Annotated in this window: 14 protein-coding genes and 1 tRNA gene; all 15 read right to left on the reverse strand. The window is 67.8% G+C overall.

All coding sequences use genetic code 11. From position 1 onward, the window contains the following. Position 1: 1 nt before the first annotated feature. Complete coding sequence (rpsG, locus tag IEZ06_RS02950) at positions 2-472, reverse strand: 30S ribosomal protein S7 (RefSeq protein ID WP_189235076.1); 471 nt, start codon at positions 470-472, stop codon at positions 2-4. Positions 473-474: 2 nt separating this feature from the next. Further along, positions 475-846 carry a 30S ribosomal protein S12 gene (gene rpsL, locus IEZ06_RS02955; RefSeq protein WP_012887826.1) on the reverse strand — a complete coding sequence of 124 codons (372 nt, stop codon included), beginning with the start codon at positions 844-846 and terminating at the stop codon, positions 475-477. Positions 847-1,369: 523 nt separating this feature from the next. Continuing rightward, positions 1,370-5,257: a DNA-directed RNA polymerase subunit beta' gene (locus tag IEZ06_RS02960; RefSeq protein ID WP_189235077.1), complete on the reverse strand. Its 3,888-nt coding sequence runs from the start codon at positions 5,255-5,257 to the stop codon at positions 1,370-1,372. A 26-nt stretch (positions 5,258-5,283) separates the two neighbouring features. After that, positions 5,284-8,754, reverse strand: a complete 3,471-nt coding sequence (gene rpoB, locus IEZ06_RS02965; protein WP_189235078.1) for a DNA-directed RNA polymerase subunit beta — start codon at positions 8,752-8,754, stop codon at positions 5,284-5,286. Positions 8,755-9,208: 454 nt separating this feature from the next. After that, a complete protein-coding gene (locus tag IEZ06_RS02970) occupies positions 9,209-9,724 on the reverse strand; it encodes a hypothetical protein (RefSeq protein ID WP_189235079.1) in 516 nt (171 codons plus the stop codon). Further along, positions 9,721-10,230: an Rv1363c family protein gene (locus IEZ06_RS02975; RefSeq protein ID WP_189235080.1), complete on the reverse strand. Its 510-nt coding sequence runs from the start codon at positions 10,228-10,230 to the stop codon at positions 9,721-9,723. The genes IEZ06_RS02970 and IEZ06_RS02975 overlap by 4 nt, the downstream gene beginning before the upstream one ends. 239 nt (positions 10,231-10,469) lie before the next feature. Further along, on the reverse strand, positions 10,470-11,471 hold the full coding sequence (locus IEZ06_RS02980; RefSeq protein ID WP_189235081.1) for an ABC transporter ATP-binding protein: 1,002 nt from the start codon (positions 11,469-11,471) through the stop codon (positions 10,470-10,472). A 336-nt stretch (positions 11,472-11,807) separates the two neighbouring features. Further along, positions 11,808-12,200, reverse strand: a complete 393-nt coding sequence (gene rplL / locus IEZ06_RS02985; RefSeq protein WP_068896524.1) for a 50S ribosomal protein L7/L12 — start codon at positions 12,198-12,200, stop codon at positions 11,808-11,810. An 82-nt stretch (positions 12,201-12,282) separates the two neighbouring features. After that, positions 12,283-12,807, reverse strand: coding sequence for a 50S ribosomal protein L10 (rplJ, locus tag IEZ06_RS02990; RefSeq protein WP_189235082.1), 525 nt, complete (start codon positions 12,805-12,807; stop codon positions 12,283-12,285). A gap of 340 nt (positions 12,808-13,147) precedes the next feature. Then, complete coding sequence (locus IEZ06_RS02995) at positions 13,148-14,002, reverse strand: SCO4651 family lipoprotein (protein WP_189235083.1); 855 nt, start codon at positions 14,000-14,002, stop codon at positions 13,148-13,150. 148 nt (positions 14,003-14,150) lie between these two features. Beyond that, entirely contained in the window at positions 14,151-14,864 is a 714-nt protein-coding gene (gene rplA / locus IEZ06_RS03000; RefSeq protein ID WP_189235084.1) for a 50S ribosomal protein L1, read from the reverse strand. Between the two features lie 86 nt (positions 14,865-14,950). After that, complete coding sequence (gene rplK, locus IEZ06_RS03005; RefSeq protein ID WP_068896520.1) at positions 14,951-15,382, reverse strand: 50S ribosomal protein L11; 432 nt, start codon at positions 15,380-15,382, stop codon at positions 14,951-14,953. 115 nt (positions 15,383-15,497) lie between these two features. Next, on the reverse strand, positions 15,498-16,319 hold the full coding sequence (gene nusG, locus IEZ06_RS03010) for a transcription termination/antitermination protein NusG (RefSeq protein ID WP_189235085.1): 822 nt from the start codon (positions 16,317-16,319) through the stop codon (positions 15,498-15,500). Positions 16,320-16,404: 85 nt separating this feature from the next. Beyond that, positions 16,405-16,653 (reverse strand): preprotein translocase subunit SecE, encoded by a 249-nt coding sequence (gene secE, locus IEZ06_RS03015; RefSeq protein ID WP_068896718.1) that lies wholly within the window; start codon positions 16,651-16,653, stop codon positions 16,405-16,407. A gap of 75 nt (positions 16,654-16,728) precedes the next feature. Next, positions 16,729-16,801, reverse strand: a tRNA-Trp gene (locus IEZ06_RS03020). Positions 16,802-16,982 lie beyond the last annotated feature (181 nt).

Raw genomic sequence — 16,982 nt, forward strand, 5'->3', positions numbered from 1 at the left:
GTTACCAGCGGTAGTGGGCGAAGGCCTTGTTGGACTCGGCCATCTTGTGGGTGTCCTCGCGCTTCTTGACGCTCGCACCGAGGCCGTTGCTGGCGTCGAGGAGCTCGTTCATGAGGCGCTCGGTCATGGTCTTCTCGCGGCGGGCGCGGGAGTACTGCACCAGCCAACGCAGGGCCAGGGTGGTGCTGCGCGCGGCGCGCACCTCGACCGGGACCTGGTAGGTCGCGCCACCGACACGGCGGCTGCGGACCTCGAGGGTGGGCTTGACGTTGTCCAGCGCACGCTTCAGGGTGACGACCGGGTCGTTGCCCGTCTTCTCCCTGCACCCCTCCAGGGCGCCGTAGACGATCGACTGCGCGATGGAGCGCTTGCCGTCCAGGAGCACCTTGTTGATGAGCGCGGTGACCAGCGGCGAGTTGTGGACCGGGTCAGCCATGAGCTGACGACGGCCAGGAGAACCCTTGCGAGGCATTCTTACTTCTCCTTCTTCGCGCCGTAACGGCTACGGGCCTGCTTGCGGTTGCGGACACCCTGGGTGTCGAGCGAACCACGGATGATCTTGTAGCGAACACCCGGCAGGTCCTTCACACGACCACCGCGGACGAGCACGATGCTGTGCTCCTGGAGGTTGTGGCCGACACCCGGGATGTAGGCCGTGACCTCGATGCCGTTGGTGAGCCGGACACGCGCGACCTTGCGGAGCGCCGAGTTCGGCTTCTTCGGGGTCGTGGTGTAAACGCGCATGCAGGTGCCGCGTCGCTGGGGGCTGGCCTTGAGCGCCGGGGTCTTGGTCTTGGTGACCTTGTCCTGGCGGCCCTTGCGGACCAGCTGCTGAATCGTAGGCACCGCGTCTCCGTTCGTGCTTGCCGGTAATTCGAATGGTCGTTCATTTCGCAGGTACTGCCGGTGTCATGACCTGCTGGTTTTCCGTCCACTCCGACCCACGCGGTCGGGCGTGTCGCGCTCTTGTCGCGCCACTCCCGAGCTAGGCCGGCCCAGTGGAGGAGACCACACGGCGCCTCCGTCGACTCCCCGTGGGAAACCTGCCGACGCGCACGCGTGAGGGCCCATGAAGCCACGGGCACGAAGATAGAGACTACCCAGTCAAGCGCAACACGTCAAAACCGCTGCACCTGCCGGGCGCTGTCGCAAGCGTCCGAATCCGTGTCATGGCTCCCGCGACCGGTTTCCGGCCGATCGCTGTCGGGTCCCCACATGAGTTTACCCGTTGTGGACGACCTCTCCGGCCGTTCTCCTCATAACGTACAGCTTTCGCCGCAAAGATCAGGTCAAGCCGTACCAACGGACGCGGCGCCCGGGTCCCCGAAGGGACCCGGGCGCCGCTCAGGACCTGCCCGTGACCGAGAGGTCAGCGGTTGTACTGGCCGAAGTCGTACTCCTCCAGCGGCACGGCCTCACCCGAGCCCGAGCCGAAGGTGTAGTCCGCGGCCGAGCCGTCGTAACCGCCGACGGTGTACATCGCGGCCTTGGCCTCCTCGGTGGGCTCCACCCGGATGTTGCGGTACTGCGGCATGCCGGTACCGGCCGGGATGAGCTTTCCGATGATGACGTTCTCCTTGAGACCGAGGAGCGAGTCCGACTTGGCGTGGATCGCCGCGTCGGTGAGCACCCGGGTGGTCTCCTGGAAGGACGCCGCCGACAGCCAGGACTCGGTGGCGAGCGAGGCCTTGGTGATGCCCATGAGGACCGGACGGCCGGAGGCCGGCGTGCCGCTCTCCGCCACGCACTCGCGGTTCATCCGCTCGAAGCGCGGCCGCTCGACGAGCTCACCGGGGAGCATGTCCGTGTCACCGGACTCCAGCACGTTCACGCGCTTGAGCATCTGGCGCACGATGATCTCGATGTGCTTGTCGTGGATCGACACACCCTGCGAGCGGTAGACCTGCTGGACCTCCGCCACCAGGTGCAGCTGCACGGCCCGCGGGCCGAGGATGCGCAGCACCTCGTTGGGGTTGACGGCACCGGCGATCAGCTGCTGGCCGACCGAGACCCGCTGACCGTCGGAGACCAGCAGCCGCGACCGCATCGACACCGGGTAGGCGATCTCGTCCGAACCGTCGTCCGGGGTGATCACGATCTTCCGGGTCTTGTCGGTCTCGTCGATGCGGACCCGGCCCTCGGCCTCGCTGATCGGAGCGACGCCCTTGGGGATGCGCGCCTCGAAGAGCTCCTGCACACGGGGCAGACCGTGGGTGATGTCCGCACCCGCCACACCACCGGTGTGGAAGGTCCGCATCGTCAGCTGCGTGCCCGGCTCACCGATCGACTGGGCGGCGATGATGCCGACCGCCTCGCCGACGTCCACCAGCTTGCCGGTCGCGAGCGAACGGCCGTAGCAGGTGGCGCAGACACCGATCTTGGCCTCGCAGACGAGGGCGCTGCGGGTCCTGACGGTCTCCACACCGGCCTCGACCAGCGCGGTCACGTGGCTGTCGTTGATGTCGACGCCCGCCGGCACGATGACCTTGCCGTCCACCTCGACGTCCTCGGCCAGGATGCGGCCGTGCACGTTGCTCTCGGCGTTCTCCGCCTTGACGAGGTTGCCGGAGGCGTCGCGCTCACCGACGTGCAGCGGGACCGCGCGGTCGGTGCCGCAGTCGATCTCGCGGATGATGACGTCCTGCGCGACGTCCACCAGACGACGGGTCAGGTAACCCGAGTCGGCGGTCCGCAGCGCGGTGTCCGCCAGACCCTTCCGCTGTCCGTGGGTGGAGATGAAGTACTCCAGCACCGACAGGCCCTCGCGGAACGAGGCCTTGATCGGCCGCGGGATCGTCTCACCCTTGGTGTTGGACACCAGGCCGCGGATGCCGGAGATCTGGCGGACCTGCATCAGGTTTCCTCGGGCGCCCGACTGGACCATCATCCAGACCGGGTTGGTCTTCGGGAACGCCTTCTGCATGTCGTCGGTCACGTCACTGGTCGCGTGCGTCCAGATCTCGATGAGCTCCTGACGGCGCTCCTCGTCCGTGATGAGACCGCGTTCGTACTCCCGCTGGACCTTGTCGGCCCGGCGCTCGTACGACTCCATGATCTCGGCCTTGTTCGGCGGCGCGATGACGTCCTCGATGGAGATCGTCACACCGGCGCGGGTGGCCCAGTAGAAGCCCGCGTCCTTGAGCGCGTCCAGCGCGGCCGCGACCTCGACCTTCGGGTACTTCTCCGCCAGCTCGTTGACGATGACCGAGAGCTGCTTCTTGCCGACCTGGAAGTTCACGTACGGGTAGTTCGCCGGCAGCGTCTGGTTGAACAGGCACCGGCCCAGCGTGGTCTCCAGGCGGTAGGAGTCGCCCGCCTCCCAGCCCTCGGGAGCCGCCCAGCCGCGAGGCGGCGGGACGTCGCCCTTCATCCTGATCTGGATCTTGGCCTGGATGTCCAGCTCGCGCCGGTCGAAGGCCATGAGCGCCTCGGAGACCGAGCCGAAGACCCGTCCCGCGCCGACGGCGTTCTCGTCGTCGTCCTTGATCGTGGTCAGGGAGTAGAGACCAATGATCATGTCCTGGGTGGGCATGGTCACCGGCTTGCCGTCGGCCGGCTTCAGGATGTTGTTGGTGGACAGCATCAGGATGCGGGCCTCGGCCTGGGCCTCGGCCGACAGCGGCAGGTGCACGGCCATCTGGTCGCCGTCGAAGTCCGCGTTGAACGCGGTGCAGACGAGCGGGTGGATCTGGATGGCCTTGCCCTCGACCAGCTGCGGCTCGAAGGCCTGGATGCCCAGGCGGTGCAGGGTGGGCGCGCGGTTGAGCAGCACGGGGTGCTCGGTGATGACCTCTTCGAGGACGTCCCACACGACCGGGCGGGCCCGCTCCACCATGCGCTTGGCCGACTTGATGTTCTGCGCGTGGTTCAGGTCGACCAGGCGCTTCATCACGAACGGCTTGAACAGCTCCAGCGCCATCTGCTTGGGCAGACCGCACTGGTGCAGCTTCAGCTGCGGGCCGACGACGATGACCGAACGGCCGGAGTAGTCGACTCGCTTGCCCAGGAGGTTCTGGCGGAAGCGGCCCTGCTTGCCCTTGAGCATGTCGCTCAGGGACTTCAGGGGCCGGTTGCCGGGTCCGGTGACCGGACGGCCGCGGCGGCCGTTGTCGAACAGCGCGTCGACGGCCTCCTGGAGCATCCGCTTCTCGTTGTTCACGATGATCTCGGGCGCGCCGAGGTCGAGAAGGCGCTTGAGGCGGTTGTTCCGGTTGATCACCCGGCGGTACAGGTCGTTCAGGTCCGAGGTCGCGAACCGGCCGCCGTCGAGCTGCACCATCGGGCGCAGGTCCGGCGGGATGACCGGGATGCAGTCGAGGACCATGCCGTTGGGCGAGTTGCGGGTGTTCAGGAACGCGGAGACGACCTTGAGACGCTTGAGCGCGCGGGCCTTCTTCTGGCCCTTGCCGCTGCGGATCGTCTCGCGGAGGTTCTCGGCCTCGGCCTCGAGGTCGAAGTTGGACAGGCGCTCCTGGATGGCCTGCGCGCCCATGCCGCCGCGGAAGTAGCGGCCGAAGCGGTCGCGCATCTCGCGGTAGAGCAGTTCGTCGCCCTCGAGGTCCTGGACCTTGAGGTTCTTGAAGCGGCTCCAGACCTCGTCCAGCCGGTCCAGCTCGCGCTGGGCCCGGTCGCGGAGCTGGCGCATCTCGCGCTCGGCGCCCTCGCGGACCTTGCGGCGCTGGTCGCCCTTGGCGCCGGCGGCCTCCAGCTCGGCCAGGTCGGACTCGAGCTTCTTCTGCCGGGCCTCGACGTCCGCGTCCCGGCGCTGCTCGACGTGCTGGCGCTCGACGGAGATCTTCGCCTCGAGCGACGGCAGGTCGCGCTCACGCAGGTCCTTGTCGACGTGCGTGATCATGTAGGCCGCGAAGTAGATGACCTTCTCGAGGTCCTTCGGGGCCAGGTCGAGCAGGTATCCCAGCCGGGACGGGACGCCCTTGAAGTACCAGATGTGCGTGACGGGCGCGGCCAGCTCGATGTGGCCCATCCGCTCACGCCGCACCTTGGCACGGGTCACCTCGACGCCGCAGCGCTCACAGATGATGCCCTTGAAACGGACGCGCTTGTACTTACCGCAGTAGCACTCCCAGTCCCGGGTCGGGCCGAAGATCTTCTCGCAGAAGAGTCCGTCCTTCTCGGGCTTGAGCGTCCGGTAGTTGATCGTCTCGGGCTTCTTGACCTCACCGTGCGACCACTGGCGAATGTCGTCGGCCGTCGCGAGGCCGATCCGAAGCTCGTCGAAGAAGTTGACGTCCAGCACTTGTATTCCCCTCCTCAGCTTCTAGATCAGACCTCTTCGACACTGCTCGGCTCGCGCCGGGACAGGTCGATGCCGAGCTCTTCCGCCGCGCGGAAGACGTCCTCGTCGGTGTCCCGCATCTCGATGGACATGCCATCGCTGGAGAGCACCTCGACGTTCAGGCACAGCGACTGCATTTCCTTGATGAGGACCTTGAACGACTCGGGGATGCCCGGTTCGGGGATGTTCTCGCCCTTGACGATGGCCTCGTAGACCTTCACCCGGCCGAGGACGTCGTCGGACTTGATCGTCAGCAGCTCCTGGAGGGCGTAGGCGGCGCCGTACGCCTCCAGCGCCCACACCTCCATCTCGCCGAACCGCTGGCCGCCGAACTGGGCCTTACCGCCCAGCGGCTGCTGCGTGATCATGGAGTAAGGACCGGTCGACCGCGCGTGGATCTTGTCGTCGACCAGGTGGAGCAGCTTCAGGATGTAGATGTAGCCGACCGAGATCGGGTGCGGGAACGGCTCGCCGGACCGGCCGTCGAACAGCCGGGCCTTTCCGTTCTCGCCGACCATCCGCCCGCCGTCCCTGTTGACCAGGGTGCTGTCGAGCAGGCCGACGATCTCCTCCTCGCTGGCGCCGTCGAACACCGGGGTGGCGACGTTGGTGCGCGGGGCGACCTGGCCGAAGCCCTTGTCGCGCAGCCGCTCGGCCCACGCCTCCTCGATGCCCGAGATGTCCCATCCCCTGGCGGCGATCCACCCGAGGTGGGTCTCCAGGACCTGGCCGACGTTCATTCGGCCGGGCACGCCCAGCGGGTTGAGGATGATGTCGACCGGCGTGCCGTCCTCGAGGAACGGCATGTCCTCGACCGGCAGGATCTTGGAGATGACGCCCTTGTTGCCGTGGCGGCCGGCGAGCTTGTCACCGTCGGTGATCTTGCGCTTCTGGGCCACGTAGACGCGGACCAGCTCGTTGACGCCGGGGGGGAGCTCGTCGCCCTCCTCGCGGCTGAACACGCGGACGCCGATGACCTTGCCCTGCTCGCCGTGGGGCACCTTGAGGGAGGTGTCACGGACCTCGCGCGCCTTCTCACCGAAGATCGCGCGGAGCAGGCGCTCCTCGGGGGTCAGCTCGGTCTCGCCCTTGGGCGTGACCTTGCCGACGAGGATGTCGCCGGGGACGACCTCGGCGCCGATGCGGATGATGCCGCGCTCGTCGAGGTCGGCCAGGACCTCCTCGGAGACGTTCGGGATGTCCCGGGTGATCTCCTCGGGGCCCAGCTTGGTGTCGCGCGCGTCGACCTCGTGCTCCTCGATGTGGATCGAGGAGAGGACGTCGTCCTGGACCAGGCGCTGGGACAGGATGATCGCGTCTTCGTAGTTGTGGCCCTCCCACGGCATGAACGCCACGAGGAGGTTCTTGCCGAGCGCCATCTCGCCGTCGTCCGTGCACGGACCGTCGGCGATGACCTGGTTGACCTCGATGCGGTCACCCTCGGCCACGATCGGCTTCTGGTTGAAGCAGGTGCCCTGGTTGGAACGCTTGAACTTGGCGACCCGGTAGGTCGTGCGGGTGCCGTCGTCGTTCATGACGGTGACGTAGTCGGCGGAGACCTCCTCCACCACACCGGCCTTGTCGGCGGTGATGACGTCGCCGGCGTCGGTGGCGGCGCGGTACTCCATGCCGGTGCCGACCAGCGGAGCCTCGCTCTTGAGCAGCGGCACCGACTGGCGCTGCATGTTGGAGCCCATGAGCGCGCGGTTGGCGTCGTCGTGCTCGAGGAAGGGGATCATCGCGGTCGCCACGGACACCATCTGGCGCGCCGAGACGTCCATGTAGTCGACCTCGTTGGCCCGCAGGGACTCGAACTCGCCGCCCTTGCGGCGGACGAGCACGCGGTCCTCCAGGAAACTGCCGTCGGAACCGATCGGCGTGTTCGCCTGGGCGATGACGTACCGGTCCTCCTCGTCGGCGGTGAGGTAGTCGACCTGGTCGGTGACCCGCCCGTCGACGACCTTCCGGTACGGCGTCTCCACGAACCCGAAGGAGTTGACCCGGCCGAAGGAGGCCAGCGAGCCGATCAGACCGATGTTCGGTCCTTCCGGCGTCTCGATCGGGCACATGCGGCCGTAGTGCGAGGGGTGCACGTCACGGACCTCGAAGCCCGCGCGCTCACGGGACAGACCGCCGGGGCCCAGCGCGGACAGGCGGCGCTTGTGCGTCAGCCCGGCCAGGGGGTTGGTCTGGTCCATGAACTGCGACAGCTGGGAGGTGCCGAAGAACTCCTTGATCGACGCCACCACGGGGCGGATGTTGATCAGGGTCTGCGGCGTGATCGCCTCGACGTCCTGGGTGGTCATCCGCTCGCGGACGACGCGCTCCATACGGGCCAGGCCCAGGCGGACCTGGTTCTGGATGAGCTCCCCGACGGTGCGCAGGCGGCGGTTGCCGAAGTGGTCGATGTCGTCGGTCTCGACGACGACCTCCCGGCCGGAGGCGCCGTTCATCGAGACCTCGCCCGCGTGCAGCTTGACGATGTACTCGATGGTGGCGACGATGTCCTCTTCGGTCAGCGTCCCCTGCGTGATGTCGCTGTCGGCCCCGAGCTTCTTGTTGATCTTGTAGCGGCCGACCTTGGCCAGGTCGTAGCGCTTGGGGTTGAAGTACAGGTTCTCGAGCAGGGTCTGCGCCGACTCCCTGGTCGGCGGCTCGCCCGGACGCAGCTTGCGGTAGATGTCGAGCAGGGCGTCGTCCTGGCCGGCCGTGTGGTCCTTCTCCAGGGTGGCGCGCATCGACTCGTACTGACCGAAGCGCTCGAGGATCTGCTCGTTCGTCCAGCCCAGCGCCTTGAGCAGGACCGTGACGGCCTGCTTGCGCTTGCGATCGATGCGGACGCCGACGCTGTCGCGCTTGTCGATCTCGAACTCGAGCCAGGCGCCCCGGGAGGGGATCACCCTGCAGCCGTACAGGTCCTTGTCGGAGGTCTTGTCGATGCTGCGATCGAAGTAGACGCCCGGGGACCGGACCAGCTGGGAGACCACGACACGCTCGGTGCCGTTGATGATGAAGGTACCCTTCCCGGTCATGAGCGGGAAATCGCCCATGAACACGGTCTGGCTCTTGATCTCACCAGTGGTGTTATTGATGAACTCCGCCGTGACGAACATCGGGGCGGAGTAGGTCATGTCCTTGTCTTTGCACTCATCGACTGAGTACTTTGGCGGCTCGAACCGGTGGTCCCGGAACGACAGGGACATGGTTCCGGAGAAGTCCTCGATGGGACTGATCTCCTCGAAGATCTCTTCGAGACCCGACTGGGCCGGAACGTCCTTGCGCCCGGCCTGGCGAGCCGCCTCGACCCGCCCCTTCCACTTCTCGTTGCCGAGCAGCCAGTCGAAGGACTCGGTCTGCAGGGCGAGAAGGTCAGGAACTTCGAGCGGCTCCTGAATCCGTGCAAAAGACACACGACGGGGACCAGCGGGTACGGCGGAGGCGTTGCGCGAGGCTGCCAACAGATGTCCTTCCGAGGGCTCGCGGCGGACTGACTACACGCACGCCAGACGACCATGCATCAGAGCACCAAAAGAAGCGGGTCGTCAAAGGGCAGCGCAAAGGGGCAGTGTAGCCGAACGGCACACGCCTGTCCACTTCAGTCTCGCTGCATGCTCCACGTTGGTCGCAGCATCGCTCGTCGGAGCCGAAACGTCAAGCCCGGGATCCCGCCTTCCAGCCGTGGAACCGCCGGGACGCTGGGAGTTCTCCCCACCGGGCGGCTGGGCACACCGTCGGCTTCCAGACGATGCCCGCGCCCCGGAGAGGTTAACGCCCGGACGCCCGGCGGCTCGACCTCCGGCCGATAACCGACCGACGATCGACGCTGCCGTGGTGGGTGTACCCCTGACCGCAGGTTTCTCAAACACAGGATTTACCAACAATTGGGTAACGCGCCATGCCCGGACGGGGAGATCACGGCGGCGGAGGATCTCCGAGCAGCGTGGACAGCTCCGCGACCAGCCACCTGGAGCCCTGCTTCACCATCACGAAGCGGGCCCGGCTCTGACTGACCTGCCGGCGTGGCGTCTTCTCCCCCGCCGGGGTCTTCACCGTGTTCACGTTCATGAACAGCAGCACCTCGACCCGGTCGCCCCCGGCCGACTCCACCGCCGCGCCCGAGAGCGCCACCGACTGCACCGCCTGCTGACGCCTGGCCGTCGGCACCAGGGTCGTGGAGAGCCTCCTGTAGTGCTCGGTGAGCTCTCCCGTGGCGTAACCCGCGGCCCTCGCCAGATCCTGCTCGATCGTTCGGTGGTCGTAGGACAGCATGTCCGAGGCCACCGACCGGACCGCCGCGAGCGCCTCCCTGCCGGCCTCCTCCTCCGCGCGGAGCCGGCTCAGATCGACCAGCATGACGCCGACCGCCCCCGCGAGCACCAGCGCCACGGCGGTCAGTACCCCGCCGGCCACCAGGGAAACCCGCGTCACGGGACCAGCTCCGCCTTCGACACGAGCCACTTCCCTCCGGCCCTGGTGACTTCCATGGTCCAGCGGTAGAACCGCTCCTGTGGAGCGTTCTTGCTCCCGTCCCACTCGATCACGGCGTCCCCGACCACCATCACCCGGGCGGTGTCCCCGCTCAGCGAGACCAGCCCCACCGCGCGCAGGGCGCCGGTCTGCACCACCTTCTCCTCCGTCGTGGTCTTCCGCAGCGCCTCGGCGGTCCTGGTGTACTCGGCCCTGGCCGGTCCGGTGGAGGTGTCCAGGATGCGTGCGACGTCGGCGTCGACGGTCCGGTAGCCCACCGAGAGCAGGTTCATCGCGTGCGTCCCCGCGGCGCGCAGCGCCGCCTCCCGGTCGTCCGCCGCCGCCTGCGCGTCCCGCAGCTGCCCGCCGATCCACAGGGCCGCCGCCAGCAGCATGGCGATCAGCACGCCGAGCACGAGCCCGGCGACCCTCAGCGGGCGAGATGACCTGCCGGCCCCCACTGCCATGCTCGTCTCCCGTCACGCGGCCGGGCGGTGGACCGAGGTCGCGTACGGCCCCGCCGTACCCGACCGAAAGGTCCCCGATCGCCGGATCATAACCCGGCGGGCGGATCCTCATCGGACCTTTCCGAACCTCGCCCGCGCGGCGCGGCCGTCACCGCCCCGCCGGGGACACCGCTCCGCGGCGGGTGACCGTACCCCGCGCGGACGGCCGGGGGACGGCGCCCGCTCCCGGGAGGCCGGCGTCATCCCTCCCCGCGGGCACGGGCCGCGACGAGCCGCGGGTACTCCTCCAGCCAGTTGCGCCCGCGCTCGTCCACGAACGAGTTCGGCGGCGGGATGACGCCGTTGGCCGCCAGCCACGCGCCCGGGGGGCGCTGGGTGCGGCGCGTCCGGTTCCCGCTCGGCATGAGCTGCGGCGGGATCGGCGGCAGGACCCCGGGGTCCTGCCCCAGCTGCGCCTCGGCCTCCAGCTCGGAGACGTCCTTCTCCTCCGACATGCCGATCGGGCCGTGTCTGCGGGCGTTGAGGAACTGCCGCACCACCGGCTCGTCGCTGGAGAGCAGCATCTCCCGCGGCCCGAACATGATCAGCTCTCGCCGGAACAGCAGGCCGATGCCGTCGGGAACCGTCCGGGCGGTGTTGATGTCGTGCGTGACGATGAGGAAGGTCGCCTCGGTCTCCGCGTTGAGGTCCACGATCAGCTGGTTCAGGTAGGCCGTGCGGACCGGGTCCAGGCCCGAGTCGGGCTCGTCGAACAGGATGATCTCGGGGTCGAGCACCAGCGCCCGCGCCAGGCCCGCGCGCTTGCGCATGCCGCCGGAGATCTCTCCCGGGAGCTTTCCCTCGGCGCCGACCAGGCCGACGAGATCCATCTTCTCCATCACGATGCGGCGGATCTCGGTCTCGCCCTTGCGGGTGTGCTCGCGCAGCGGGAAGGCGACGTTGTCGTAGAGGTTGAGCGAGCCGAACAGCGCCCCGTCCTGGAACAGCACGCCGAACAGCCTGCGGAGCTCGTACAGCTTGCTCTCGCTGCAGTTGGCCAGATCGTGCCCGTCGATCCAGATGTGCCCGCGTTCGGGCCGCAGGAGGCCGACCAGGGACTTGAGGAAGACGGACTTGCCGGTGCCGGACGGCCCGAGCAGCACCGAGATCTCACCGGCGGGGAGCGTCAGCGTGACGTCCTCCCAGATCACCTGCCTGCCGAACGACTTCGTCAGGCCCTCGACCACGACTTCCACGCCCACGCGCCGTCCTCCAGAAGACCGGTCCGCCCACTCCGGCGGCGGGCCGCCCACCGGCCGGACCCGCCGGCCGCCCACCATCCGTTACGGCATGGCTATCAGACCATCAGTCCAACAACAAGAGGGGAAAGTCGTCGCCGCCCGGCCCCCGAGGGGACTCCTGGAACCGGACCGGGGACGCGCAGCCCGCGAGGGACTCCCGCCGGCTCCGGACCCGGGACGCGCAGCCCGCGAGAGACTCCGGCGCCCGGACCGCGACGCGCGGCGCCGCCACCGCGGACGCGAAAAAGGGCGGGTCCACCGGCACCTGGTGGACCCGCCCTCTTACGGTGAAGCGAATTACTTGACGCTGACGGTGGCGCCGGCGGCCTCGAGGGCGGCCTTGGCCTTCTCCGCCTGCTCCTTGTTGACCTTGTTCTCGAAGACCGGCTTCGGAGCGCCGTCGACCAGGTCCTTGGCCTCCTTGAGGCCCAGGCTCGTCAGGGCGCGGATCTCCTTGATGACCTGGATCTTCTTGTCGCCGGCGGCCTCGAGGACGACGTCGAACTCGTCCTGCTCCTCGGCCTCCTCAGCGGCGGCGCCACCACCGGCGGCGGGGGCGGCGGCAACGGCGACCGGGGCGGCAGCCTTGACGTCGAAGGTCTCCTCGAAGAGCTTCACGAAGTCGGACAGCTCGAGGAGGGTCATCTCCTTGAAAGCGTCGAGCAGCTCGTCGGTGCTGAGCTTCGCCATGATTTCCTCCGTATGGATCTAACTGATGAGAATTGGGACCGCGGTGCGTATGCGCTAATCCCCTGGGGCCGCGTGCGCGGACCTACTCGCCGGCCTCCGCGCGCTTCGCGCGCAGAGCCTCGGCCAGCTGAGCCATGTTGGTGGGCAGCGCGTTGAAGACAGCGGCCGCGTGGCCCTGCTTCGCCTTCAGAGCGCCGGCCAGCTTCGCGAGGAGGACCTCGCGCGACTCAAGGTCGGCAAGCTTGCTGATCTCGGCCGAGGTCATCGCCTTACCGTCGACGACACCGCCCTTGATGACCAGGAGGGGATTGGCCTTGGCGAAGTCACGCAGACTCTTGGCAGCCTCGACCACGTCGCCCTTGACGAACGCGATCGCCGACGGGCCCGCGAGCAGGTCGTCGAGCTGGCTGATCCCGGCCTCGTTGGCCGCGATCTTGGTCAGCGTGTTCTTCACCACGGCGAAATTCGCATTCTCACCGAGAGAAACGCGCAGCTGCTTGAGCTGGGCGACGGTGAGACCGCGGTACTCGGTCAGAACGGCAGCGCTGGAGCCTTCGAAGCTGCTCTTCAGCTCGGCTACAGCCGTTGCCTTTTCCGCCTTCGCCATGGGCCTCCTTCCAGATGTGCCGCCGGCAAAGGCCCATAAATGAGAACAAGCCCCGGCGCAGGCGCACGGGGCTCACATAAGGAAATCAATCCAGATGAAAACTCACATCACACCTGCGCAGGCCGTCCACTGATGTGGATCCTTGGGCCGCCAGGCCATGAGGCCCGACGACGACCGGCGGTCTTCGGCGTTGGACAGCTTACGCGTCCCGGGCAGGGATGCCAAATCGCGGAACCGGCCGGACCCCCGCCCGCTCCGGAACGGCTCCGGAACGGCTCCGGACACGCGTACGGCCCGCGCCCCGTCCGGACAGTTCCGGGGCGCGGGCCGTACGCGGGGCTCAGTTGCCGCCCGAGCCCTCCCGCGGCTGCTCGCCGAGGTCCTTCGGCAGGTCGCCCACCTGGTCGGCGGGCGGGGCCGCGATCGTCACCGGCTCGTTGAAGCCCTGGAAGTGCGCCGCCATGGTGAACGAGGCGCCCTGCTCGGCGCCGCTCAGCGTGACCTTCCGGGGCAGGCTCTGCGCGTCGGCCCACAGGTCGAACTTCACGTTCTTCGCCTCGGCGAACCGGCCCTGCAGCTGCTCGCGGTCGGCCGGGTCGAGCGCCTTCGCGGCCTCGGCCACCGGGAAGGTGCCGCTGTAGTGGGTCGTCTCCACACCGCCGACCGTCTCCGTGCCGACGGCCTTGACGTCCTTGGATGCCGTCAGCAGCTTGACCGTGCCGGGCAGGTCGAACTGCTGGGCCTGGTCCATGAGTCCGCGGACCTCGGCCTGGTCGCCGGCGTCCAGGTCGGCGGTCGACACCTTCACCCACGGCTTGGCACCGCCGGTGAACCGGGTCAGCAGGTCCGACTTCACGTAGACCGTGTCACCGAGCAGGATGGCCCGCGCCCCGCCGGGCACGTTCTGCTCGCCGAAGGAGATCACGTCCAGCGTGATGTCCGTCGCGAGCTGGGGCTTGCTCTGGTAGACCATGCGGCCCTGGACCTTGCCGGCGCCGCGCTCGCCGTCCTTGGCGTCGAACACCAGGTCGGCGGAGTAGGAGGTGACCTCCTCGGCCTTCTGGGCGCTCTGCTGAACCGCCTCGGCCGCCGCCAGTTTCACGTTTCCAAGGGATGCGGTGCCCTGCGCACCGCATCCCGCGACTCCGATCAGCGCGGCCGTTCCCAGCGCCAGCGCGGAAGCCAATCGGCGCATCCGTCCTCACACCCCTTCGTAATCCCCCATCGGACTTGTCTACGAGACTATGCGCCGGGGAGCCGGACCGCTTCGGCCACAAGAACGAAGAAGGGCCTCGACCGAATGGCCATTCGGTCGAGGCCCTCTACGACGGACGTCTGATAGATCAGGCGTCGAGGTCGGCGGTCATGCCGCGCGTCACGTTCGGGTCGACCGGGATGCCGGGGCCCATGGACGTGGAGAAGGTGATCTTCTTGAGGTAGCGGCCCTTGGCCGCCGACGGCTTGAGACGCAGCACCTCGTCGAGGGCGGCGGCGTAGTTCTCGATGAGCTGACGCTCACCGAACGACACCTTGCCGATGATGAAGTGCAGGTTCGCGTGCCGGTCGACACGGAACTCGATCTTGCCGCCCTTGATGTCGGTGACGGCCTTGCCGACCGCCGGGGTGACGGTGCCGGTCTTGGGGTTCGGCATCAGACCGCGCGGGCCGAGGACGCGGCCCAGACGGCCGACCTTGCCCATGAGGTCGGGGGTGGCGACGACCGCGTCGAAGTCGAGGCGGCCCTTGGCGACCTCGTCGATCAGTTCGTCGGCGCCCACGATGTCGGCGCCCGCGGCACGGGCCTCCTCGGCACGGTCACCGGTCGCGAAGACCAGGACCCGGGCGGTCTTACCGGTGCCGTGCGGGAGGTTGACGGTGCCGCGCACCATCTGGTCCGCCTTGCGGGGGTCGACACCCAGCCGCAGGGCGACCTCGACGGTCGCGTCGAACTTGGCGACGTTGGTCTCCTTGGCCAGCTTCGCGGCCTCGGCCGGGCTGTACAGGTTGTCGCGGTCGAACTTGGCCGCTGCGTTGCGGTGGCCCTTGCTGCGCTTCACTTGCTCACTCCTGTGGATCCGAGTGTCCGTGGTGCGGGCCAGCGCCTGGCCCCTCCACTCGCTTCGAGGTTGGTGGTGGTGAACGCCTAGTCGGCGATCGTGATGCCCATCGACCGGGCGGTGCCGGCGATGATCTTCTCCGCCGCCTCGATGTCGTTGGCGTTGAGGTCCTGCATCTTCGTCTCGGCGATCTGGCGCAGCTGCTCACGGGTGAGCTTGCCGACCTTGTCCTTCTGCGGGACGGCCGAGCCCTTCGTCACGCCGGCGGCCTTCTTGATCATCTCTGGCGCCGGGGGCGTCTTCGTGATGAAGGTGAAGCTGCGGTCCTCGAAGATGGTGATCTCAACGGGGATGATGTTGCCGCGCTGGGCCTCGGTGGCAGCGTTGTACTGCTTCACGAAGTCCATGATGTTGACGCCGTGCGGACCGAGGGCGGTACCGACCGGCGGAGCGGGCGTGGCCTGGCCAGCGGGAAGCTGGACCTTGACCAGTGCCGCGATCTTCTTCTTAGGAGGCATGGTTCTCTCCGGGTCCTAATCGGGGTGATGCGGCTCCCACGCAGATGCGGGGAGCGTGCCGACGGGCCGCGCTTCGCGAAGCGCGGCCGCCGAACGTCTTAGTTTATGTGACGGGTCAGATCTTCGAGACCTGGTTGAACGAGAGCTCGACCGGGGTCTCGCGGCCGAAGATCGAAACCAGCACCTTGAGCTTCTGCGACTCGGCGCTGATCTCGCTGACCGTCGCGGGCAGGGTGGCGAAGGGGCCGTCCATGACGGTGACCGACTCGCCCACCTCGAAGTCGACGGTCGCCGTGGTGGCCTTGGCGGTCGTCTTCTTGGTCTCCTCGCTGGGCTCGGGGGCCAGCAGCTTGGCGACCTCGTCGATGCTCAGCGGGCTCGGCTTGTTCGAGAGCCCGACGAAGCCGGTCACTCCGGGCGTGTTGCGCACCGCGGACCAGGACTCGTCGGTGAGCTCCATCCGGACCAGCACGTAACCGGGCAGCACGCGCTCCTTGACGAGCTGGCGCTTGCCGCTCTTCACCTCGGTCACGTGGTGCGTGGGCACCTCGACCTGGAAGATGAAGTCCTCCATGTTGAGGGACTGCGTGCGGGTCTCGATGTTGGCCTTCACGCGGTTCTCGTAGCCGGCGTAGGAGTGGATGACGTACCACTCGCCGTACTGGCCGCGCAGGTGGCGCTTGAACTCCTCGACCGGGTCGACGTCGGGAAGGACGTCACCGTCCTCGTCGACGGCGCCGGCCGGGGCCTCTTCGGCCTCGCTTCCGGCGTCGGCGTCGGCGGACTCGTCACGAGCCTCCCCGGACTCGTCGCGAGCTCCGGACTCGTCGACCTCTTCGGACTCGCCGAGCGAATCCTCCGCGGCGTCGACGGCCTCTTCCGGCTCGCCCTCCCACTCTTCGCGGGACTCGCCGGCCGACTGTGAAGACTCGGACACGGTGGCTCTTTCTCTTTTCGTCGATGGGCTGACTGGACTTGCGGAGGGGCTGGGGTCACGGCGGGACGACCCGCCGGATGCCGGCTCAGGCGCCGCCGAAGATCCTCAGCACGCCCTCGGTGAACAGCGCATCGAGCCCGGCCACGATCCCGACCATGATCAAAACGAAGACCAGGACGATGATGGTGTAAGAAATGAGTTCCTTGCGCGTGGGCCAGATGACCTTGCGCAGCTCGGCGACGATCTGCCGATAGAAGAGGGCGGGAGAAGTGCGCTTCGGCTTCTTCTCACCGCTCGGCTTGTCTGCGGTTTCGCCGCGCGTGTCGATCGCCACAGTCCTCACCTGATCCGTCGTATCCAACGCATGTCTGCGGCGCGCTAGACGCCCTGATGCGCGGACCGCTCCTCGCAGGGCACGAGGGACTCGAACCCCCAACCGCCGGTTTTGGAGACCGGTGCGCTACCAATTGCGCTAGTGCCCTAAGACATGAACCACCATACCCCGGTTGACCCGAAGTTTGTCCGCGGCTCACCGGTCTTGACCGCCGAACACGCATACGGCGGAAAGACCACGCCGGAGTCTACGGGGGAATGGGCCCCACGTCGAACCGGAAACCCGCATCGCAGGTCACAGGGAGGGTAACGGGACGGTCACGGGTTCTT

It is taken from the genome of Planomonospora antibiotica (assembly GCF_014647955.1).
GTDB lineage: Bacteria > Actinomycetota > Actinomycetes > Streptosporangiales > Streptosporangiaceae > Planomonospora > Planomonospora parontospora.